The sequence below is a fragment of the Halorussus amylolyticus genome, from assembly GCF_004143485.2.
In the GTDB taxonomy this organism is placed as follows: Archaea; Halobacteriota; Halobacteria; order Halobacteriales; family Haladaptataceae; genus Halorussus; species Halorussus amylolyticus.
The window spans coordinates 148510-169754 of record NZ_ML974135.1; the positions used below are offsets into that span (position 1 = coordinate 148510).

General features: G+C 65.7%; 19 protein-coding genes. 7 read left to right on the forward strand and 12 right to left on the reverse strand.

Annotated features, from left to right (window positions below; all coding sequences use genetic code 11):
* Positions 1–2: 2 nt before the first annotated feature.
* The 5 genes from EKH81_RS12905 to EKH81_RS12925 form a co-directional block, all read right to left on the reverse strand.
* A complete protein-coding gene (locus tag EKH81_RS12905) occupies positions 3–398 on the reverse strand; it encodes a PIN domain-containing protein (protein WP_132058611.1) in 396 nt (131 codons plus the stop codon).
* Positions 395–634, reverse strand: a complete 240-nt coding sequence (locus EKH81_RS12910; RefSeq protein WP_132058610.1) for an antitoxin VapB family protein — start codon at positions 632–634, stop codon at positions 395–397. The genes EKH81_RS12905 and EKH81_RS12910 overlap by 4 nt, the downstream gene beginning before the upstream one ends.
* A gap of 53 nt (positions 635–687) precedes the next feature.
* Positions 688–996 (reverse strand): nucleoside triphosphate pyrophosphohydrolase, encoded by a 309-nt coding sequence (locus EKH81_RS12915; protein ID WP_132058609.1) that lies wholly within the window; start codon positions 994–996, stop codon positions 688–690.
* 41 nt (positions 997–1037) lie between these two features.
* Positions 1038–1310 (reverse strand): winged helix-turn-helix domain-containing protein, encoded by a 273-nt coding sequence (locus EKH81_RS12920; protein WP_132058608.1) that lies wholly within the window; start codon positions 1308–1310, stop codon positions 1038–1040.
* A gap of 137 nt (positions 1311–1447) precedes the next feature.
* Positions 1448–2212 (reverse strand): cyclase family protein, encoded by a 765-nt coding sequence (locus tag EKH81_RS12925; RefSeq protein WP_132058607.1) that lies wholly within the window; start codon positions 2210–2212, stop codon positions 1448–1450.
* Positions 2213–2449: 237 nt separating this feature from the next.
* Between EKH81_RS12925 and EKH81_RS12930 the strand changes: the two genes are divergently transcribed.
* The 3 genes from EKH81_RS12930 to EKH81_RS12940 all read left to right on the forward strand — a co-directional run bounded on the left by EKH81_RS12930 (position 2450) and on the right by EKH81_RS12940 (position 5386).
* Positions 2450–3367 (forward strand): FAD binding domain-containing protein, encoded by a 918-nt coding sequence (locus EKH81_RS12930; protein WP_132058606.1) that lies wholly within the window; start codon positions 2450–2452, stop codon positions 3365–3367.
* A gap of 2 nt (positions 3368–3369) precedes the next feature.
* Complete coding sequence (locus tag EKH81_RS12935; protein ID WP_202935136.1) at positions 3370–3873, forward strand: SRPBCC family protein; 504 nt, start codon at positions 3370–3372, stop codon at positions 3871–3873.
* A gap of 139 nt (positions 3874–4012) precedes the next feature.
* Positions 4013–5386: a UDP-N-acetyl glucosamine 2-epimerase gene (locus EKH81_RS12940; protein ID WP_132058605.1), complete on the forward strand. Its 1374-nt coding sequence runs from the start codon at positions 4013–4015 to the stop codon at positions 5384–5386.
* 586 nt (positions 5387–5972) lie between these two features.
* Here EKH81_RS12940 and EKH81_RS12945 read toward each other — a convergent pair.
* On the reverse strand, positions 5973–8450 hold the full coding sequence (locus EKH81_RS12945; RefSeq protein WP_132058604.1) for a xanthine dehydrogenase family protein molybdopterin-binding subunit: 2478 nt from the start codon (positions 8448–8450) through the stop codon (positions 5973–5975).
* The gene (locus EKH81_RS12950) at positions 8447–9028 is read right to left on the reverse strand and encodes a (2Fe-2S)-binding protein (RefSeq protein WP_132058603.1); all 582 of its coding nucleotides are present in this window, start codon (positions 9026–9028) and stop codon (positions 8447–8449) included. Before EKH81_RS12950 ends, EKH81_RS12945 begins: the two co-directional genes overlap by 4 nt.
* A 153-nt stretch (positions 9029–9181) precedes the next feature.
* Here EKH81_RS12950 and hemE point away from each other — a divergent pair, with 153 nt between their 5' ends.
* Both hemE and EKH81_RS12960 read left to right on the forward strand, forming a co-directional pair.
* Positions 9182–10192 carry a uroporphyrinogen decarboxylase gene (gene hemE, locus EKH81_RS12955; protein ID WP_132058602.1) on the forward strand — a complete coding sequence of 337 codons (1011 nt, stop codon included), beginning with the start codon at positions 9182–9184 and terminating at the stop codon, positions 10190–10192.
* Positions 10193–10459: 267 nt separating this feature from the next.
* Complete coding sequence (locus tag EKH81_RS12960; protein ID WP_202935137.1) at positions 10460–14524, forward strand: PKD domain-containing protein; 4065 nt, start codon at positions 10460–10462, stop codon at positions 14522–14524.
* A gap of 50 nt (positions 14525–14574) precedes the next feature.
* On the opposite strand, the gene EKH81_RS12965 is transcribed toward EKH81_RS12960, so the two are convergent.
* From EKH81_RS12965 to hemH, 4 genes are all read right to left on the reverse strand, one after another.
* Positions 14575–15528: a hypothetical protein gene (locus EKH81_RS12965; protein ID WP_132058600.1), complete on the reverse strand. Its 954-nt coding sequence runs from the start codon at positions 15526–15528 to the stop codon at positions 14575–14577.
* An 83-nt stretch (positions 15529–15611) separates the two neighbouring features.
* On the reverse strand, positions 15612–16856 hold the full coding sequence (locus EKH81_RS12970; protein WP_132058599.1) for an outer membrane protein assembly factor BamB family protein: 1245 nt from the start codon (positions 16854–16856) through the stop codon (positions 15612–15614).
* Between the two features lie 58 nt (positions 16857–16914).
* Positions 16915–18303 (reverse strand): protoporphyrinogen oxidase, encoded by a 1389-nt coding sequence (gene hemG, locus EKH81_RS12975; protein ID WP_132058598.1) that lies wholly within the window; start codon positions 18301–18303, stop codon positions 16915–16917.
* Positions 18300–19343, reverse strand: a complete 1044-nt coding sequence (gene hemH, locus EKH81_RS12980) for a ferrochelatase (RefSeq protein ID WP_132058597.1) — start codon at positions 19341–19343, stop codon at positions 18300–18302. Before hemH ends, hemG begins: the two co-directional genes overlap by 4 nt.
* Positions 19344–19464: 121 nt before the next feature.
* Between hemH and EKH81_RS12985 the strand changes: the two genes are divergently transcribed.
* The gene (locus EKH81_RS12985) at positions 19465–20172 is read left to right on the forward strand and encodes a DICT sensory domain-containing protein (RefSeq protein ID WP_132058596.1); all 708 of its coding nucleotides are present in this window, start codon (positions 19465–19467) and stop codon (positions 20170–20172) included.
* 82 nt (positions 20173–20254) lie between these two features.
* A complete protein-coding gene (locus EKH81_RS12990) occupies positions 20255–20467 on the forward strand; it encodes a hypothetical protein (RefSeq protein WP_132058595.1) in 213 nt (70 codons plus the stop codon).
* Here EKH81_RS12990 and EKH81_RS12995 read toward each other — a convergent pair.
* Positions 20464–21210 carry a ribonuclease H-like domain-containing protein gene (locus EKH81_RS12995; RefSeq protein WP_132058594.1) on the reverse strand — a complete coding sequence of 249 codons (747 nt, stop codon included), beginning with the start codon at positions 21208–21210 and terminating at the stop codon, positions 20464–20466. The genes EKH81_RS12990 and EKH81_RS12995 overlap by 4 nt on opposite strands.
* Between the last annotated feature and the right edge of the window lie 35 nt (positions 21211–21245).

The window sequence follows — 21245 nt, forward strand, 5'->3', positions numbered from 1 at the left end:
ATTCAGTCTCGATACTCCTCGACGGCCACGACGGCCTTCGTCTCCTCGTGGGTGAGGTCGCTGTCGTTAGACACGACCGGGGCACCGAGTTCTCGGCCCGTCGCCGCGATTAGTCCGTCTGCCCCCGCGAGAAACGGGCCTTCGTCGGAGATTTCGGCGGCGATATTTCCGGCGAGTGCGGCCGTATCTTCGTCGGTTTCGTAGACCTCACCCCACGAGAGGTCCGCCTTCGCGGCGGCCACGTCGCCGTTCGGGGCGTTGCCCTCCCCGACGAGGACTTCGGCGTACGCCGGGGCCGGAAACACGAACGTCTCGTCGTCGTTGGCGAGCAGATAGTCGGCAGCCGAATCGACGCCGTTCAGATAGTCGATGAGAAACGTCGCGTCGAGAACTTTCATTCTTCACCGAGGTCCGCCATCCTGTCCTTCGACTTCTGCTTGGTCGCCTCACGCTTGCGACGTACCCGCTCGGCGTGGTCGTCGTCCCACCGGCCGAACCCTGCGAGGAGGTCGCGGTCGTCGTCCTCGAAGACGCGTTCGAGAACGTCGTTGTAGGATTCGCCTTCACGTCGCCGTCGCTCGATTTCGCGCTTGACAGTTTCGCTGATACGAATCTGCTTGTTCGCGGTCCCCATGTCGTGTCAACGTTCGCGTTGACATCACTTCAGCGTTTTCCCGAACGATGCCGTCACTCCACGCGCTCTAGAACCACGCCGTCTTCGAACCGACCGCGCTCGTCGGCTTTCGCCTCGCGAAGTTGTTCCAGTTCGTCGGGGTCGAACCCCTCGGCGTCCCGAATCGCGGCGACGACTTCGAGCACGTCGGCGAGTTCCTCGGGGTCGGCGCTCTCGCGGAACTCCGCGGCTTCCTCACAGAGCTTTTCGCGGAGTCGCTCGCGGTAGGCCGTTCCCTCGGCGAGGTGGGTCACGGGCGTCTCGTCGTTCTCGCGGATAATCTCGGGAATCCGGTCGCGGACGAGTTTGTCGTACTCGGTCACGCGCTCGTCTGCGCGCGGGCGAATCCAAAATATTTCGATTCTCAGACGGCTTCGACGCCCTCGGCTCCCGACTGGAGACACTCCCTGACGGGGTCGGCGAGGACGTAAATCTGCTTGCGGGCGTCGGGGATGTACACCCGCTCTTCGACCACGCCGTCGTCTTTCAGCCGTTTCATCGAACTCCGGACGGTTCGGGGCGAGAGCCGGGTTCGCTCGCTGAGTTGGCCCTGCGTCAGGGGTTGGTCGGCGTATTCGAGCACCTTTACCACCAGCTTCGCGCTCGGCGGTGCGTCAGGGTCGAGACAGTCGGACATTCACTCGGAGTATGTCGCGCCGGGGGATTATACGTTTGCTAACCCCAGTGAAACGAGGTTACTTCGAGGTAACCGCCCCGCGCGTTTCGACGTCTGACTGTCGGCGCGGACAGCGAAGAACGGAAAATCGAAGCCGGTTACGCCTCTTTGAACGCCACGCACCGAGACACGCTCGACTCGCCGCCGCGGAACCGCCACGGGAACGTCCCGATTTGGACCCGCTCGTTCAGGAGTTCCTCGGGGACCTGTGCGTTCTCGACGTGAACGATGCCCTCGGGGAACAGTTCGGTGTGCATGAGCTGATACCCCTCCGGCGGGAAGATTTCGTCCAAGTCGTCCACGCCGAGGTGGTCTGCGGCCTCCGCCGCGAGTTCGGGACGCACGTCGCGGACCACCGTGTTCATCGGGTGGTCGGCGCTCCCGCAGTCGAGGATGAGGTAATTGAGGTTCTTTTCTTTGCACCAGTCGGCGAACTCCTGATTCGGTCCGGGGTGCTTGCAGAAGAACGCGTGGGGGTCGGCCTCCTCGCGGTGCCACGCGTACTTCTGATAGCCGGTGTGGACGAACAGGATGTCGCCCTCGCGCACGTCGGCGACGTCCTCTATCATGTCGCTGGTGTACACGTCGTAGTCGCCCACCTTGTCGGAGATGTCGGCGACCACCGCGTCGCTCACCAGTTCGTCGAGCGGCATCGACTCGATGTCCCGGCCGTGGGCGACGAAGTGCTTCTCGCCGTCGAGGTGGGTGCCGGTGTGGTTCATGAACTCTATCTTCTGGCCGTTGACCTTCTCGGTGTCGAGGCTCTTCTCGTACCACACCTTGGGGTTGTCGTAAGTCGGCCACGCGGGCGTGTCCTGAGACCACGGCTGGGTCAGGTCGTACATTTCGTATCCGTCTAACATGTCGTGAACACCTCTGAATTCTTGAAAGGTCGTGGCAGGGACTTAAAGCTTCGTGGGGGTACCGTACTAAAACGCCGGTTCGGGTGCGGAGACCCTCGACATTGGTATGGGAAATCACGCCAAGGTTTATAACAGTCGTACGTGAAGTTTCGGATTCACCGATTTCCCGACTCGATTCGGGACGCTTTCGGCGAACTTCAGGCACTGCTCGCAAACCGCACACGAAACATCCACGATATGAAACCCGCACCGTTCGAATACCACCGACCGACGACCGTGGCCGAGGCGGCCGACCTGCTCGCCGACCGCGACCACGCCGAACTTCTGGCCGGAAATCAGTCGCTCGGTATCGTGATGGCGAATCGACTCGCGACCCCCGACCACCTCATCGACCTCAACGCGGTCGAAGACCTCGATTACGTCGAAGAGCGCGCCGACGGCGACGCCGTCGCCGTCGGCGCAATGACCACCCACCGGACTATCGAGCGTTCGGGCCTGCTCGCAGAGCGCCTGCCGATGCTCCCCGAGGCCGCCGAGCAAATCGCGGGACCGAGCGTCCGGAACCGCGGTACGCTCGGCGGAAGCGTCGGCGAGGCCGACCCCGCGGGGAACTACCCCGCCGCGCTGCTCGCGCTCGATGCGACCCTCGAACTCGTGTCGGCCGACGGCGAGCGCGAGGTCCCCGTCTCCGACTACTTCATCGCGTACATGTTCACCGACCTCGGCGAGGACGAGATTATCGCGGCCGCGAGGGTACCGACCGAGCCGTTTCCGCCCGACAGGACCGGGATGGCGTTCCTCGAACTCAAGCCCGCGGCCCAGACGTGGCCGACCGTCAGCGCCGCGAGCGCGATACGGGTGGACGACCCGGACGCCACAAAGCCGGTCGTTGAGGAGGCCCGTCTCGCGCTGGCGAACGCCGCGGACGTTCCCCTCCGCGTCGAGGAGTGCGAGACCGCAATCGAGGGCGAACCGCTTTCCGAGGAAACGCTCGCGGCCGTCGCCGAGGCGGCGACGGCCGCGGCCGACCCCGCCGACGAGATGCACGCCGACCGGGAGTTCAAGTGCGAGGTCGCGGGCGAGTACGCGCGGCGCTCGCTCGCGGCCTCGTACGACCGCGCGACGAACGGCGAGACCGATACTGACCAACTGTAACCATGATGGAATTTGACGGCGAATTCGAATCCGACCTGCCCCGAGACGAACTGTGGAGCTACTTCACCGACCCCGACGTGCTGGCCGAGTGCGCGCCCGGAACCGACGCCATCGAGTTAGAGTCGCCCCACGAGGTCACCGCGACCATCTCGGTCGGCGTCGGGAGCGTCAAACCCACCTTCGACGTGGAGATGGTGGTCACGCGCGCCGACCGACCCGAACTGCTGGAGATGCAGGCCGACGGGAGCGCGTCCCGGAACGCGTTCGACGCGGTCGCCGAGATGAGCTTAGACGAGCGCGACGACGGCGGGACGACCGCCTACTGGGCGGCCAAGACCGACGTATCCGGCATGATAGCGAGTCTCGGCCAGCGAGCGTTGGGGAGCGTGACGAACAAGCTGGTGAACGACTTCTTCGAGGACTTAGAGGAGAAGGCGCGAGAGGGCGAACCCGCGGAATCGAAACTGGAGGGCAAGCCCGACGCGGAAGCGTCGTTGGAGGATTGAGTTCGCGGCGCGCGGAGGGCCATCGACGACTCGGCGACGTCGGATTCGAACTCAAACTCGAACTCGGACCCGAATCCGGACGCCGACGCGGTGTTCGAGTATCACAACGGTTTTACAACCGAGTTCGGTATCGGATTTTATGACGTCCTTCGAACTGAACGAGGAACTCCTCGCCCGCGAACTCGCGGGCGAGGAGTTCGCCGTCGCCGTCGTCACCGCGACCAAGCCGGACTTCTACAAGCAGGCACCGCTAGTGAAGGCGGCCGACGAGCGCGGCCTCCCCTGTTTCGTCCTCCACACCGGACAACACTACGACGACGTGCTCGGCCACGGACTCGCGGAGTACGACGTCGAATCCCACATCGGCGTGGACATGCGAATCCGCGGCGGCCTCTCGGAGAAGACCGCCGACCTGATGACTCGCACGAAGTCGGTCGCGGAGTACTTCGAGTCGGAGTTCCCCGACACGACGATTCTCCCCGTCGTTCACGGCGACACGCACGCGGCGGGCGTCTTCCCGCAGGCGTGGGCGTTCGCCACGAACCAATTCGTCGCCCACAACGAAGCAGGGCTTCGCGGAATGATGCCCTCGTTCGACAACGTCGAGGACCCCGAGGCGTTCGTCACCGACCAGTTCGAGGGCGAGTGGACGCTCAACCGCGCGGAGCCGTTCCCCGAGCAGTACGACACGTTCGTCGGGAGCGCGGCGTCGATATACCACTTCGCGCCGGTGGAACGCAACCGCCAGCACCTCCTGAACGAGGGCTACCCCGGCGAGTCCGACGGGGTCGAGCGCATCCCGGTGGTCGGCAACTCCATCGTGGACGCCATCGAGGCGAAGCGCGACCCCGACCTCGACGAATCCATCTTCGACATCTATCCGGCCCTCGAAGCGCGCGACGACTGGATTCGAGTGGACATCCACCGACGGGCGAACCTCCTGCCCGAGCGATTCTCGGCCATCGTGGAGGGCGTCGTCGGACTGGTCGAAGACGGGTACAACGTGAACTTCGTGGAACTGAACGCGACCAGACGGGCGCTGAAGAACTACGGCTACCGCGAGCGCCTGCTCGAACTCGACGCGGAGCGCGAGAACTTCCTCTTTACGGGCCTCTGGAAGAAGCACGCCCACGTCTACGAGTTCCTCACGTCCGGCCAGTGCTTCGCGGAGTTCACCGACTCCGGGAGCATGCAGGAGGAACTCAACGTCATCGACGAGGCGCTGTGTCTCACCGCGCGATTCAACACCGACCGCCCGGAGACCGTGATGGACGCCGAATCGAATCTGCTCGTCCCGCCGACATCGGGCAAGGGGGTCCGCGAGATGATAGAGTACGTGTACGAGACCGACGCGGTTCGCGACCGCCTCGAATCCAACGAGAAGCTGTACGGCGAGAACGTGAGCCAGAAGATAGTGGAGTTCCTCGACGACCGGCGAGACGATTCGGTGTTCGAGTGGGCCCACGACCGGGCCGGGTTCGCGGGCGACGACCGGGCGTTCGACTATCTGTGATATCCGAGTAGGTGAAATCGGAGTGAGCAAGGAGGCCAGAGGCGTGAGGTTGCGGCGTCTCCGAGGCTCAAACGATAGCTACCCTCGCTTCGGATACGCCCCCGTTGTGAGACGGTACCGAACTAGCTTCTACTTGAGCACGAATTGTCCGAAAACGGTGACGTGATGCTCGCGGAGACGGTACTGAGCTAGCTTCTGCTTGAACACGAATTGTCCGAAGACGGCGACGTGATGTTCACGGAGACGGTACCGAACTAGCTTCTGCTTGAGCCTAGGGGAAACCGCACAGCACCGCGACCACAGGCCTCACACCTCCCCAGCCTCCTGCGGTCCTCGCTTCGCTGCGGTCCTCGTCCACCGTCGGACACGTCCGACGAGCCATCGGTCACTCCGTTCCCGATGACCTCGCGCGCTTGCGCGGCGCATGAACGCGCCGCGCAGCACGCGCCGAACGCACAGACGCGCCGAACACGCAGACGCGCCGGACGGAGTGTGAAAACCGACGAGCGACGGAGTGGAAAGCCACTGACTTCGAACACGGACAGAATCAGTAACAAACGCGAGACAGACACGGACCGAAATCCCGCTACTCGTCCTCCCTCTCCCGAATCCGCTCTCGCACCCGGTTCGGCGTGAACGGAATCTGGTCGGCTTGCACGTCCAACGGCTCCAACGCCGCGTTTATCGAACACGCGAGGCTCGCCGGTCCGTCAATCATCCCGCCTTCTCCCGTGCCTTTCGCGCCGGTCGGAGTGAAGGGCGACGGCGTCTCGGTGTGGTCGAGTTCCATCTCCGGGATGTTCTCGATGGACGGCAGGCGGTAGTCGAACATCGTGATGGCCTGGGGCTGACCGTCGTCGGCGTAGCCGAACTCCTCCAGGAGCGCCGCGCCGATGCCCTGCGCCAGACCGCCGTGGGCCTGCCCCTCGACTATCGTCGGATTGAGTTGGGTGCCGCAGTCCCGGAGCGAGTAGAATTTCAGAATCTCGACCTCGCCGGTCTTGGCGTCCACCTCCACGATTGGCGCGTTCGCCGCGAACGCCGCGGTCGGGTACACCGGGAGCTTTCTGGCGAGCGCGTCGTCGAACTCCTCCAAGTCGGTCGCGGGGTGCTGGTAGTCGTAGCTCGCGCGGGTCAGTCGGTCGTCGTCGGGTCGCTCGCGGTCTCGCTCCGCGAGCGCCGCGAGCGACAGGCGCTCGCCGCCCGCGCGTTCGACCGCGCCGTCGCGGTAGACCACGTCTCGGTCGGGGCAGTCCCACACCTCCGCGGCCAGGGTTTCGAGGTTCTCGGTCAGCGCCTCGCCGAGACCCTTCGCCGCGCCCGAGACCATCACCGCCATCCGCGAGGCGGCGGTGCCGTACTCGGTCGGGGCCTCGACGCTGTCGAGGTAGCGCACGTCGATGTCGCTCGAGAGGACGCCGAGTTCGTCGGCAAGCAGTTGGGTCACGAGCGTCTGGTGGCCCTGTCCCGACGAGTCGGTGGCGAGGAAGGCCCGCACCGTCCCGTCCGGCCGGATTTCCGCCCGGAGGTGTTCGGGGAGTTCGGCCACGTCGTCGCGGTCGCGGTCGGCGAGTCTCTCCCGATTCGAACGCTGGCGGTCGGTCCAGTCCGACCCCGAGACGCCGGGTTCGATGTGGACCGTCGGGCGCGCGCCGCGGTACTTTCCCTCCGCGCGCTTGGCTTCGACGACCTCGGGGTCGAGCAGGCCGCCGTCGCGCTCGTCCTCGATTTTCTCTTGGACGTGCGCGAGCGCGGCGGGGAAGTCGCCCGAGTCGTAGATGTTCTTCGACGGGAGTTCGTAGGGCATCTGGTCGGACTCGATGAGATTCCGCCTGCGGAGAGCGTCGGGGTCCATTCCGATTTCCTCGGCGGCCTCGTCCACTATCATCTCCAACGCGTAGAGATGAGCGGGCACGCCGAATCCCCGGTAGGCTGTCTGACAGGTCTTGTTCGTCAGCACGAGGTCGTACTCGTACCGGGCGTCCTGCACGTCGTAGGCGTTCGTGAGGACCGAAAGCGGCTTGAGGACCTGATTCACGGGGTAGCGCGGCCACGCGCCGAAGTCGTCCACGAACCAGAAATCGAGGCCGCGAATCGTGCCGTCGTCGTCCACCGCGAGTTTCACGTCGTACTCGCGCTCGGTCGAGTGCATGTCGCCGCCCTGCAGATTCTCGATGCGGTCCTCCACGAACGCGACCGGTCGATTCAGTTCCTTGCTCGCCATCGCGGCGAGACAGCAGTAGCGGTGAATCGCGATTTTCGTCCCGAAGCTCCCGCCCACGTCGGGCGGCACGTCGAGGTTCACGTCGTCGGGGTCGTAGCCGAGCGTGTCGTAGACGGTGTCGTCCACGAGGGTGTGAAGCTGGATGTTGCAGTCGATGTCGAACGAGTCCGAATCGTCGTCGTAGTCGGCGACGACGCCCGCGGTTTCGAGCGGGACGCCCGAGATTCGACCCCACGAGTAAGAGCCTTCTACGACGTGGTCGGCGTCCGCGAACGCCCCGTCGGGGTCGCCGAAGGTGAGTTCCTCGTGGTCGCCGACGTTGGTTCCGAAGTCCTCGTGGACCAGCGTCTCGTCCTCGCGCGCGCCCCGGGGGTCCACCACCGGGTCGAGCGTGTCGTAGCTCACGTCCACGAGGTCCACCGCGTCCTCGGCGACGTACCGGTCGTCGGCGACCACGACCGCGACCGGTTCGCCGACGTAGCGCACCTTGCCGTCGGCGAGCGACCACTCCTCGAAGCCCGTCAGTCCCGCAGGCATCGGGTTGTAGTCGGCCTTGATGTCCTCGGCAGTCAGCACGAGGTGACAGCCGGGGTGGTCCTCGGCGGCGCTCGTGTCGATGGACTCGATTTCGGCGTGGGCGTGGACGCTCCGGTAGAGCGCCATGTGGAGCGCACTCTCGGGGGCCTTGTCGTGGATATACTCGGCTTCGCCCGTGAGGATGCGGCGGTCCTCGACGCGGTTGAGACCGCTCCCGGTGAATTTCTCGGAGGTAGCGCGCTCTGACCCCCGGGCGTCGGCCGAGGTGGAGCCGTCGGCGTCGGAGTCGGGACGGGAACTCATCGGTCGGCCTCCGTCTCGGTCGCTCCGTCGCCCGTCGCTTCCTCGTCGTCTGCCGCTCCTTCGTCGTCCGCTTCGCCGTCCATCCGGTCGGCGGCGCGAAGCACCGCGTCGTAGATGTTCTGATACCCGGTACACCGACAGATGTTGTCGGCGAGTCCGTCCTCGATGTCGTCGCGGTCGGGGTCGGGTTCGCTGTCGAGGAGTTCCTTGGTCGCCATCACGAAACCGCTGGTGCAGAAGCCACACTGGAGCGCGTGTTCCTCGTGGAACGACTCCTGAATCGGGTGGAGCGCGCCGTCGTCGGCCAGTCCCTCGACCGTCTCGATGTCCGCGCCGTCGGCCTGGACCGCGTAGGTGAGACACGACTTGACGGCCCGGCCGTCCATCAGCACCGTGCAGGCTCCGCAGACGCCGTGTTCGCACCCGACCCGAACGCCGCGCAAACCTCGGGCGTCCCGGAGGAAGTCCGAGAGCTTGTGACGGGGTTCGACCTCCGCGGTGACTTCCTCGCCGTTGACCGAGAGCGCGATTTCCTCGGTCGGGTAGTCGAGCGGACCGGATATGTCATTAACACTCATGAGAGATGTTGACATTCTGCTGGGTGGTGCTTAAACGTTGTCCCGAAATCGCAGACTGAAGGGAGCTGTGCCAGCGCGACCGGTCGGGTCGAGCGCCGCTCGACCCGACCGGATTGCGAAACCATTAGCCCGTCGCGTGAGAAGAACCGGGCAATGAGCGACCTACTGGTGCGGGCCGCCCGCGGCGAGCGAACCGAGCGTCCCCCGGTGTGGCTGATGCGCCAAGCCGGGCGGTACATCCCCGAGTACCGCGACATACGCGAGGAGTACACCTTCAAGCAGGCCATCTCGACCCCCGAGGTCGCCGAACGCATCACCCTCCTGCCGTGGGAGCTGTTCGAACCCGACGGCCTGGTGATGTTCTCGGACATCCTCACGGTGCTCGAACCCCTCGGTCTCGACTATCACATCGAGAGCGGCGTCGGCCCCGTGGTCGAGAACCCCGTGAACGGTCCCGCGGACGTGCCCGCGGGCCACGCGGACGTGCGCGAGGAACTCGGTTACGTGGGTGCCCTGCTGGAACGCCTGCAGGCCAGCATCGGCGACGAGACCAGCATCATCGGCTTCACCGGCGGCCCGTTCACCCTCGCGGCCTACGCGGTGGCGGGTCAGCCAGCCGGGAAGAAACAGCTTCCCATCCGAAAGTTCCGGGTCGAGCATCCAGACGCCTTCGCCGACCTGCTCGAACGCTTCGCCGACGTGGTGGTCGAGTACGTCGAGTACCAGGTCGAGGCGGGCGCGGACGTGATTCAGCTGTTCGACACCTACGCCGGACTCCTCACGCCCGACGACTACGCGGAGTTCGTCCAACCGCTCCACCGGCGAATCCTCGACGCGGCCGACGTTCCCACCATCGTCTTCGCGCGAAACCCCGGCGGAAAGCTGGATTTACTCGCCGACTCGGGCGCGGACGTGGTGAGCCTCGACTGGACCGTGGACATGGCCGACGCCCGCGAGCAGTTGGGCGAGACGCCCGTGCAGGGCAACCTCGACCCGACGTACCTGCTCGGCGATAGGGAATTCATCCGCGAGCGAACCGAATCCGTCATCGAGAAGGCCGGACCGAAGGGCCACATCCTGAACCTCGGTCACGGCATCAATCGGAACACGCCGGTCGAGAACGCGCAGGCGTTCGTGGAGACTGCGAAGCAGTGGGAGTGGTGACACTCACGCTGAAGTTCGAACAACCGGAATACTCATACCATATGTATTTCGATATATTCTCATGTACAGAGGAATTGCAGCGGAAAAAAGGACATATTTCGAACAGGACGTGGAAGGCGTTCGCAGTAGAGGTCAGTAGACGTGGGTCGTGGTTCGCACGACCGGTCGCGGGCGGTACTATTGACTGTCTGTCTTCTCTTCTCAGCGATAGCGTGGGTTCCCGCAGGAAGCGCGGCCGCGGGGAACGTTTCGTATTCTGACGCCTCCGTGACTCCGACTTCGCTGTACACCGGGAGTACGGTCAACGGAAGCGTCGTCGTCGAGAATACGGGGGGCGGAACGGAGACCTACAACGTCTCGCTGACGCTCGACGGGAGCGTCGTGGCGTGGGAGAACGGGACGATTGAGGCCAGCACGACCAAGCGCGTCTCGGTTCGGAAGACGCTCGAAGAGACCGGCGGCCGAACCGTCGCCGTCGCCGCAGGAAGCGCGAGCGCGACCGAAACGGTGACAGTGAAGAACGCCAACGCGAACTACCACGGCGGGGCGCGAAATCTCGGACACTATCCGGACCAGCAGGGACCGACGACCGAACCCGAGGAAGCGTGGAGCATCTCGGAAGGGGTCCCCCACGTGATGCAATCGACCATCGTGGACGGGACGCTGTACACCGCGTTCCACAATGGTGGTAACCTCTACGCGCTCGACCCGGAGACGGGCGCGGAGAAATGGAGCGCGAATCCCGGCGGCACCGAGGGTTCGACGTGGACGACGCCCGCCTACGCCGACGGCGTCCTCTATCTCGGGAGTAACGACTACAAACTCCACGCTATCGACGCCGCGACCGGAAACGAACTCTGGCACTACGACACGCAGACCAACGTTCGCTCGGCCCCCGCAGTCGTGGACGGCGTCGTCTACGTCGGGAGCAACGACGGCAACATGACCGCGGTGAACGCCACCACCGGCGAGAAAATCTGGAATTACGAACTCTATCAGCCCGTTCTCGTCGAATCGAACCCGGCGGTCGTGGACGACGTGGTCTACTTCGGGGGCAACGACGACAACGTCACGGCATTGAACGCCACCACCGGCGAGAAAATCTGGAACTTCACGCTCCCCGACGAGAGCCAGTCGGACCCGACTGTCGCCGACGGAACCGTCTTCATCGGGAGCGACAGCAGTATGGGGGAGACATCTGGAGACGGTACGATTCACGCGCTCGACGCCGAGACGGGCGCGGAGGACTGGAGCTATACGATGGCCGGAGACGTGGACTCCGGACAGGTCTACGCCGACGGCGTCGTCTACGCCGCCAGTCGGGGCGGCGACCTCGCGGCGCTCGACGCCGCCGACGGGAGCGAGGTCTGGACCCAATCTGGAACCGATTTCCGAGGCGCGCCGGTCGTCGCCAACGGCGTCGTCTACGTCTCGGACTTCGGAAACACGACGGTTCACGCCTTCGACGCGGATACCGGCGACCAACTCTGGGAGTACGACTCACCGACGGGCACGCTGTACCCCACACCGCTCGTCTGGGACAACTACGTGTACTACGGGTCAGGCAGTCACTTCTACGCGCTCACACCGCCCGCGCCCTCGATTTCGGACGTGAGTGCGACGAACCCCTCCGGGCAGAATCTCGCCGTCGAATTCAATTCCTCGGTGGCACTAGCGAGTCTCTCGGTGTCGGTGGACGGGCCATCTTCGACGACGTTCACCGAAAACGACTTCAGCGAGTCCGGGAGCGGTCCCTACACCTACACGCTCTCGTCCGAGTACGAGACCGGTGCGGACGGTGAGTACGAGGTCTCGGTCGATACCGCCGAAGACGCCGACGGCGCGGACGGCGCGACCGGCGAGTCCGACAGCGTGACAATCGACACGACCGACCCGACCGCCGACGCCGGAAACGACCAGACCGTCGCGTTCGGCGATACGGTGTCAGTGGACGCGGGCGGGTCGGCGGACAACCTCGGTATCGCAGACTACTCGTGGGACTTCGGCGACGGGAATACGGCCACGGGTGAGACAGCGACGAACGACTACGCCGATACGGGCGAGTACACGGTCACGCTGACGGTGACGGACGACGCGGGCCACACCGACACCGACACGCTGACCGTCACAGTCGAGGATAAGACCGACCCGACTGCCGACGCCGGAAACGACCAGACCATAGACGAGGACGCCGCGACCTCGTTCGACGCGAGCGGTTCGTCGGACAACGTCGGCGTCACGGGCTACGCGTGGGAGTTCGGCGACGGAAACACCGCGACCGGCGCGACTCCGACTCACACCTACGCCGACCCCGGAACCTACACCGCCACCCTGACCGTTACCGACGGGGGAGGCAACACCGACACCGACTCTCTTACCGTCACGGTGGAAGACACGACCCCGCCGACCGCCGACGCCGGGAGCGACCAGACCATCGACCAGAAGACCGCGACCACCTTCGACGGTAGTGGCTCGACCGACAACGATGCCATCGACAGCTACGACTGGGACTTCGGGGACGGAAACACCTCAACGGGCGCGAATCCCACCCACACCTACGCCGCTCCCGGTGACTACACCGCCACCCTCACTGTTGCCGACGGTGCAGGCCACACCGACACCGACACGCTGACCGTCACAGTCGAGGACGCGATTGCGCCGACGGTCGCCGCGGGAGGCGACAGGACGACAGACGAGGACGCCGCGACCTCGTTCGACGCGAGCGGTTCGTCGGACAACGTCGGCGTCACGGGCTACGCGTGGGAGTTCGGCGACGGGAACACCGCGACTGGCGCGACACCGAGCCACACCTACGCCGACCCCGGAACTTTCATCGCGAACGTCACGGTCAGCGACGACGCGGGCAACACGAACACCTCGGCGGTCACGGTGACGGTGAACGACATCACGCCGCCGACCGCCGACGCCGGAGCAGACCGAAGTGCGGACGTGAACGAGAACGTCGCGTTCGACGCCACGGACTCCTCGGACAACGACGCCATCGCGGCCTACTCGTGGGAGTTCGGAGACAACGACACCGCGACCGGCGCGACCCCGACCCACTCGTACGCTGAGTCGGGCACCTACACCGTGAACCTCACCGTCACCGACGACGTGGGGCACACCGACACCGAATCGCTAAACGTGACGGTGACCGCCCCTCCGGACAACTCGAACAGTCGGTCGCCGTCGAACTCCGGACCTTCGGATTCGGACGATAAAACGACGGAAATCGTCGTGAACGCGAGCGACGACGCCGACCGAAACGAAACCGATTCGGGGTCGTCGGTCGATGCGCGGGTTCGAAACGCCGAGGCCAACTCGACGGTCGCCATCGACCTCGGCGACGCCTCGAACGAGTCCGAGGAACCCGACGACGGGAGCGCCTCGGCACCGACCGACAGGGTCGAAAACGTCTCGGTGACGGGCATGGACATAAACGTCACGCGCTCGGGCGGCTTCACGCTGAACGTCACCTCCCGAAGCAGAACGCTGAACGGCACGAACGCCAGCGACGACTCCGAGCGAACTCCGGGCGAGCAGACCGCCGACAGACAGTCGGCCGAGAGTCTCTCGAAGACCGACCGCGAGTTCGCCAACGAGACGGGCGCGCGTTCGGCGGGGCAGGTCGTTGTGAACCACTCGATTAGCGACGACGACATCGACGGCGTGACCTTCACCTTCGAGGTCCGCAAAACCTATCTGGACGCCGTCGGCGACCCCGAGTCGGTGGCACTCTACCGGAACGAACAGGTGCGCTGGCGAACGCTCTCGACAGAGCAGGTCGCCGAAACCGACACCCATTACGTCTTCGAGGCGGTCTCGCCCGGTCTCTCGGAGTTCACCGTCGGCGTCTCCTCGCCGCTGTTCGAGGTGCGTGAAGTGGCTCTCGACTCGAACGACGCCTCGCCGGGCGAGCAAGTGGAAGTCCGAGCAGTCGTCGAGAACGTCGGGGCCGCCGAGGGCACCTACGACCTGACCGTCCGCGCAGACGGCGAGACCACCGAAACTAAGTCGGTGACCGTCCCCGCCCGGAGCAATCGGACGGTTACGATTCCGGTGGAGTTCGAAACCGCGGGCACCTACGACGTGTCGGCCGCCGGGAAGTCCGCGGGAGCAATTCAGGTCGAAACCGCCCGAGCGACGACCGAATCGGCCGCGACGACGACCGAACAGCCAAGCGAAGCGACGACCGAACAGTCAGGCGAAGTGACGACCGAAGCCACCACCAGCGAATCCGGATTCGGTTGGGCGAGGCTGCTGTTCGGCGTCGTCCTCGTCGGTGCGGGAATCGTCCTCTATCGGCGGCGGCAGGAGGACGGAGCAAACTGAGCAGACACAGCCGAGACGGTCGGGCGCGGAAATCCGAGCGCGCGGTTCGGCTATCCCGAGCGACCAATCGCACACACGGTCGTCTCGATTCCGTCGCCCGCGAAGTCGCTATTTTCGTCGTCGGGACTGTACTCGACCGTAACGAAATCGGCGTCGTGACCGACGGTGACGGCGTCGCCATCGACGCCGGGGTCGGAGCGCACGGCGGCCGCCACCTCGTCGGTGGCGTCGTTCGACTCGACGCGCAGGCGGAGTCGAATTCCGTCGTCGCTGGCGGGAACCCACCCGTAGACCTGCGTGACGGCGTCGTACGCGTCCGAGTCGGACGCCGTCGTGTCGTCGCAGGAGAACTGAATCTCCTCGAACGAGAACCGGACGGTCGCTTCCGACGGCGTGCGCTCGAACGAGTCCAACGTCGTCCCGCCGACCGGGTCGGCGTCGCCGTGCCACACGTCCGCGATAGTACGGACGACTTCGGGCGTGCCGAGCGCGAACTCGGTGTCGCCGAGGACCGCCGCGCTCGCGTCGTCGGTTCCGTACATCATCCGGTCCCGGTACGACTCCGAAGGAGTAGCATTCCCGCCTCCCGATTCGAGGACTTCGAGCAGTTCGTCGTCGGTCCAGTCGGCCCAGACGACCGCGCCGCCACCGTCACCGGTCTCCGAACCGACGAACGCCATCTTTCCGACCGCCTCCGGGTCGATGACGGACTGCGATTCGTCCCCGAACATCCCGACGAGCGCGTCAGGGAGGTCGTCGAACTGACCCGCGCCGAGCAGGGTTCGAGTCACGCCGTTCGCCGTATCCGATGACGCTATTTCGTCGGCATCGACCAACACGAGCGGGTCGCTCCCGGCGGGCACCGTCTTGGCGGTGAATCCCTCGGCACCGGGCGAGTCGTCGTCCGTCGCGAACTCGATTGCCGAAACGCCGACGATGCCGAGGCCGATTGCACCGACACCAGCGGTGAGTACGGTTCGTCGGGAGGGCTGATTCGAGGACACGTGGTAGCTGTCAGAGCGTACATCAATAAGATTAGCTTCCCATTCGTCGCCTCGCTCGCCAACCGCCGGAGAGTGACTCTCGGCTACCGAAGCGCGCACACCACGCCTGACGTCCCCTTCGCGAGCGAGACGCCGGTTCCCACGAACACTGTCTCCCCGACCGGCGCGAGGCCGCGAACCGCGCCCTCGGTGTCGAACGCCCACTTCCGTGAGCCGTCGGGAGCGAAGGCGAGGAGGCGATTCTGCGCGACTCCGGGCGTATCGTCGTCGGCGGAGGTCCCTGCGAGGACCGTCTCGCCGCCGACTGCGACCGACGTGACCCAGTCGCTCGACTCCCAGCGCCACCGCTCGGTGCCGTCTGCGAGCGAGCAGGCGACCAGCGCGTGGGAGCGGGCGCGCTGTTTGCCACGCCGAAACGAGAAGAAGCCCCGACCCCGACGGACCGCCGGAGAGCCAGTCACGACGGGATACTCGCCGTCCGAAAACTCGACTGCGCCCCACTCGCGCGTCCCGGTTTCGAGGTCGAAGGCGTACACGCTCTCACCGCCAGAGTGGGAGGGAAGGCCCTGCCCGACCATCGCTCGGTCGGCCGACACCACGGGCGGACGGAGGCTTCCGCCGCCGCGTTCGTCCCACTCGACGGGCGGCGATTCCCGAGTCAACACGTCGCTGATTCGGCGGGGTAGATACCGACGCACGCCGCCGCCGGACGCGAACAGCGCGCCGTTGGCGACCGCGGGGAGTCCGCCGTCTGCGGTCCACTTCGTGTCACCCGAATTCGCGGCGACCGCGGTCAGGTGGTAGTGCGACCCGGCGAAGACGGTGCCGTCGAGAGCGACGAGACCCTCCACGTCACCGACCGCCTCGCGCCATCGGCGCTCGCCGGTCTCGGTGTCGAAGGCGGTCAAGCCGCTCGATTCTCCGCGCGAACTGCCCGCGTAGAGCGTTCCGCGCCGAAGCGCGAGCGCGGACCCCACCACGTCGGAACTCCACGCGAGTTCGCCGTTCGCTCGGTCGAGCGCGGCGACACCGGAACCGCCGTCTTCGACTCGGCCGCCGACGTAGACGCGCTCGGGGCCGACCACGAGAGACTGGACGTGTTCGACCGGTCGCGCGCGCCACGCGACGGTCGGGTTCGAAGGCGGAGAGGCGTGCGGATTCGAGGCCGCGTTGCGGAGGTCGTAGCGGTCGTGGGGCCACGTGCCGATAGAGGGCGTCCACGCATCGAGGGGGCCGACGCCGATTCGGGTCGTCGCGCCCGCGACACCCGCCGTGCCGATTGCGACGCCGCCCGCGAGAAGTCGGCGGCGCGTGAGTTCGGGGACCATCGTTCGAGCCGAGACGTGTCGGGGGAAAAGAAGCTTCGATGCGCGACCTTCGACGGACTTACCGCGCGGCCAACTCCTCGGCCACCGACTCGGCCTCCCGAATCCGAGACGGCACGCCCATCCGGGCGGTGTAGTTCGTCGCCAGTCGAATCCCGTCGGGCAGATTCACGTCGTCCAGCGCGGCCCACGAGTCGTCGTACGCCGGGAAGCCGCGCCCGAGGTGGTGGACTTCCACGACCTCCGCGGGCGCGCCCGTGACTTCCTCGAACTCCCGACTCGCGACCTCGCCGAGGTAGTCGTCGCTCTCGGCCAGAATCTCGGGGTCGTGCATCCCGCCGAGGAAGACCGTACAAACACCGTCACTTCGCTCCGCTCGTGACGAGCTCGCACTCGCTTCGCTCGCGCGAACCCCCCGGTCGAACATGCTCGCGTTCCACGAGACGCCGAGGGTGCGAAGGTCCTCGCCGAAGCCGACCTGATAGCCGAGCGCGTCGGGGTCCACGTCGCCCTCAGCGAGGTCGGCCCGGAGATAGACCATCGCGAGCGGATTGTAGGTCAGATTGCGAAGCGCGTCCGCTGAGTCGGGCGCGAGGTCCGAAACGAGGTCGGCGGTCAGGTCCGCGGGCGTGGTCAGCACCACGTCCGAAACGTGGGTCGTTCCGTCGGGCGTTTCGAGTAGCCATCCACCCTCGCGCTCGTCGTCACGGCCGTCCGCTCCGCGGACGGCCGTGACGGGCGTTCCGAGCCGAATCGAGTCGGCGTGCGCCTCCGCGAGCGCCTCCGGCAGTCGCTGGAGACCGTCGTCGAACGAGATGGCGGGCGGCGTCTCGCGGTCGCTCGCCGCGCGCTTGAGCGCGGTCTTCAGCAGACTTCCGTCGCGGGCTTCGAGCTTTAGCAGGCCCGAGAGCGCGTGTTCGACCGGCATCGCTTCGGGGTTCGAGCCGTAGATGCCGCCGAACAGCGGGCCGAGCAGATTCCGGTAGGCCTCTCGTCCGAACTTCCGAGTGAACAGTTCGGCGGCCGATTCCTCGGGGTCGCCGGGGGCGGTGAACGGTTCGGAGAGGACTTCGCGCTTGGCGTCGGCCGAGAGCAGGTCGGTCGTCGCGAACTCCTCGGGAGTGAACGGGGCCTGTCGGAGCTTTCCGTCGGCGTAGACGCGAATGTGGAGGTCGGGGTCGGCAGTTCGAACCTCCGATTCGAGGTCGAGGTCCCGAATCAGTTCGTCGATGTGGTCCGTGCGCCGGATTCGCTGGGGTCCGTATTCGAGCAGGTGGCCCGCGACGCGCTCGCTCCGGACGACGCCGCCGGGGTCGGGCGCGGCCTCGAACAGTTCGAACTCGACGCCCTCGCGGTCGAGATAGTGGGCGAGCGCGAGACCGGTGACGCCGCCGCCGACGATGCCGACCGCGGCCGCTCGGCCGCGGTCGGCGTGTCCGTCTGCCGTCATCGCGGCGCGTTCAGGCACATCGCGCCGGGTGAATCCGAGCACTGGCACTGTCGGAACTGGTAGTAGCCGGGGTCGAAGTCGCCCACGAACGGTTCGGCGAGGTCGGCGAGGACGTCCGAGAATCTGTCGTCGTCGTGGGGGACCGGCACCCGGTAGAAGTCGAGACCGAGTTCCGCCGCCTCCTCGGCGAGTTCGTCGTCGAGTTCCGAGAGCGTCTCGCTCTGTTCGTGCATGAAGCTGACCGGTTCGACCACGACGCGGTCGGCCTCGACGGTTTCGAGGGCGTCCTCAACGTCGGGTTCGGTCCACGGAATGTCGCGGTTCTCGTGGTTCTGGTAGCCGAGCGTGTACGACTCGACGCCGAGCTTTCGGGCGATAACCTCGCAGAACTCGGTGACGTAGGTGTCGTATCGGCTCCCTTCGTCGAGGTAATGGCTCGGCGTGCCGTGAGCCGAGTAGAGGAGTTCGGTGTCGTCGTCGGTCAGGTCGAGGTTGTGAGCGTCGGCGAATCGGCGGACGTTGTCGGCCCGAATCTCGTTGTAGAGCGGGTGGCGGTGCCAGCCCGTGATTTCGGCGACCGACACGTCCCAATCGCTGTCGGCCACCGCATCCGTCATCTCTTCGAGCGAGGCGACGGTCGTGGAAGCTCCACAGAGCGGGTAGACCGGAAGCCCGACCAGTTCATCGACGCCATCGTCGCGGGCGGCCTCGACCGCGTCGGAGATGAACGGCTCGGTGAACTGCATCCCGAGGTAGGTCTTCACGTCGTAGCCCCGGTCGCGGAGTTCCGCGCCGAGCGCGTCGGCTTGCGCCTCCGCTTGCGGATTCAGCGGGGAGCCGCCGATTTCCTCGTACTCCTCGATGAGTCCGGGCGCGCGCCGCTCCGCGAGCTGGCGGGCGCGCTCGCGGGCCTCCTCCTCGGTGTCGGCCTCCTCCAGCGAGGCGTTGTTGAGGAAGATGCGTTCGAGATACGCGACGACGTTTTCGCGGGTCGGTTCTGACGGCTCGCCGAAGTTGAGCAGGACGACCCCTGTGGTCATGATAGAACCTTGCGATGGCAGAGTGTAATAGCTGTCGCTTGGACCGCGGAATCGGCGGAAAATCGCGTCGGTGTGTCAGGATTTATAGTCGTCCAGCGTAACGATACGTCTGACGAGCCAGATGACGCTTGCATCAATTATCGACGACGTGACTGGGAGCGCGCGCACCTTGACCGTCTACAATCACAGAAACCCGGACGCCTTGGACGCCATCGAGCGCCACTTCTCGGTTCAGAACGTCGAAGTCGAGCAGGCGGACGTGCCGGACGCCCCCCACAGTTTCGCGGTGCTCCACGACGACGGGGAGTTCCTCGCGGCGTCGGGCGTCGAGGACCTCCGGGCCGCGGTGTCGTTCGAGACGGGGCTGGTCGAGAACACCGACTTCGAGGCGCTCGACCGGCCGGACGTGCTCGAACACGTCAGCGACACCACGTTCTCCGACTACGGAAAGCGCAGGATGATTCTTGCGTCCCGCGAAATCGAGGAGCGGGCGTGGCGCGCGGGCGGCGGCGAACTCCGCGCCGGTTTCCAACACCTCTCGCTCCTGCGCGACCAGTGGGACGTCTACGCCAAACTCGCCGACCAAGGCGTCGAGGTCCACGTGTACGGCGCTCCAGATTGGGAACCGCCGAAGACCGAGCGCATCACGGTCCACGAGTCCGACGCGCCCGAGATGCGAGACGCGTGGTTCGTGGCGTTCGAGTCGTCCGACGCCACCGACTGCGCGCTCGTGGCCGACGAGCGCGAGCCGAACGCGTTCGAGGGGTTCTGGAGCTACGACGAGGAAATCGTGGCCGACGTGTTCGACTACCTCCGAACCGAGTACTGACTCCGTAGCGCTCTATAGCGGTTCCCACCCGACCCGAGTAGTTGTAAGATAGAGTGAAGTTTAGTGCGCCCGAACTCGGCGTATGGTCACGGACGACGCGGACGAGATGGTCACAGAAAACGCGGCCGAGACGAAGTCCGACGAAATCGACCGCCTGTTCGGGTCGCGTCCCCACATCCGGGTGTCGCGGCTGACCGAGGGTGACCGACCCGGCGACCCATCCGCCGACCGTGTCGCAGAGCGCCCGTCGCGCACGCCGGACGACGGGACCGAACCGAAGGGGACCCGCGATTAGAGGTACGACTCGAACACGTCGGCCCGGAGGCTCCCGTGGACGGTTTCGAGCAGGGTCTTTAGATTTTCGGCGTCCTCGCGGTTGTATCGGACGAGTCTGTCGAGCGCGGCGTCGTCCCCGCGGCGGTCGTAGCGGTGCCAGAGTCGAACCGCCTCGCGACCGTCCACATCGTCGTCCGCGCGGCCGATGCCGACCTCGCGCTCGATGTTTTTCAGCCCGCCCGAGAGACCGACGCGCTTGCAGAGGTACATCAAATCGAGGTGGGGCGTGGTCACGTCGAGGTCGAAGTTGTCTTCGAGAAACGGCTGGTCGAACCGCTTGCCGTTGAACGAGACGAGCATGCTCGACGCGGCGAACTCCTCGCGGAGCGCCTCGGCGGTGAGGTCGTCGCCCTGCACGTACGTCCGGGTGTCGCCAGCGCGGTGGAGGCTGACGGTCGTCACGTCGTTGCGCGCGCTGTCGAGACCGGTGGTCTCGATGTCGAAGAAGCAGGCGTTCTCGGCGAAGTTGTCGTAGGCCCGCCAGAGGCTCCCGCTCGGCAGATACTCGCCGAAGAAACTGGCGTCGGGGTCGTCGAGGTGGTCGCGGGCGTCGAAGATGAACTCCCGGACGTTCTCGGTCATCTTCGGACCGAGGAGGCCGTCTTCGAAGTCGTCCCAATGAGTGATGCCCTGCCGCCAGAGTGTTCGTTCGGTGGACTCCCCGACGCCGCTCGCGGGGATGAAACTGTTCTCCAATCGCATTGAGAGAGATGGGTTCGTCACGCCTTATAAATCTC

What these genes read in the sequence shown, in the direction of transcription:
- EKH81_RS12905 (WP_132058611.1), bottom strand. Translation starts at nt 398, where the DNA reads ATGAAAGTTCTCGACGCGACGTTTCTCATCGACTATCTGAACGGCGTC.
- EKH81_RS12910 (WP_132058610.1), bottom strand. Translation starts at nt 634, where the DNA reads ATGGGGACCGCGAACAAGCAGATTCGTATCAGCGAAACTGTCAAGCGC.
- EKH81_RS12920 (WP_132058608.1), bottom strand. Translation starts at nt 1,310, where the DNA reads ATGTCCGACTGTCTCGACCCTGACGCACCGCCGAGCGCGAAGCTGGTG.
- EKH81_RS12925 (WP_132058607.1), bottom strand. Translation starts at nt 2,212, where the DNA reads ATGTTAGACGGATACGAAATGTACGACCTGACCCAGCCGTGGTCTCAG.
- EKH81_RS12930 (WP_132058606.1), top strand. Translation starts at nt 2,450, where the DNA reads ATGAAACCCGCACCGTTCGAATACCACCGACCGACGACCGTGGCCGAG.
- EKH81_RS12935 (WP_202935136.1), top strand. Translation starts at nt 3,370, where the DNA reads ATGATGGAATTTGACGGCGAATTCGAATCCGACCTGCCCCGAGACGAA.
- EKH81_RS12940 (WP_132058605.1), top strand. Translation starts at nt 4,013, where the DNA reads ATGACGTCCTTCGAACTGAACGAGGAACTCCTCGCCCGCGAACTCGCG.
- EKH81_RS12945 (WP_132058604.1), bottom strand. Translation starts at nt 8,450, where the DNA reads ATGAGTTCCCGTCCCGACTCCGACGCCGACGGCTCCACCTCGGCCGAC.
- EKH81_RS12950 (WP_132058603.1), bottom strand. Translation starts at nt 9,028, where the DNA reads ATGAGTGTTAATGACATATCCGGTCCGCTCGACTACCCGACCGAGGAA.
- hemE (WP_132058602.1), top strand. Translation starts at nt 9,182, where the DNA reads ATGAGCGACCTACTGGTGCGGGCCGCCCGCGGCGAGCGAACCGAGCGT.
- EKH81_RS12970 (WP_132058599.1), bottom strand. Translation starts at nt 16,856, where the DNA reads ATGGTCCCCGAACTCACGCGCCGCCGACTTCTCGCGGGCGGCGTCGCA.
- hemG (WP_132058598.1), bottom strand. Translation starts at nt 18,303, where the DNA reads ATGACGGCAGACGGACACGCCGACCGCGGCCGAGCGGCCGCGGTCGGC.
- hemH (WP_132058597.1), bottom strand. Translation starts at nt 19,343, where the DNA reads ATGACCACAGGGGTCGTCCTGCTCAACTTCGGCGAGCCGTCAGAACCG.
- EKH81_RS12985 (WP_132058596.1), top strand. Translation starts at nt 19,465, where the DNA reads ATGACGCTTGCATCAATTATCGACGACGTGACTGGGAGCGCGCGCACC.
- EKH81_RS12990 (WP_132058595.1), top strand. Translation starts at nt 20,255, where the DNA reads ATGGTCACGGACGACGCGGACGAGATGGTCACAGAAAACGCGGCCGAG.
- EKH81_RS12995 (WP_132058594.1), bottom strand. Translation starts at nt 21,210, where the DNA reads ATGCGATTGGAGAACAGTTTCATCCCCGCGAGCGGCGTCGGGGAGTCC.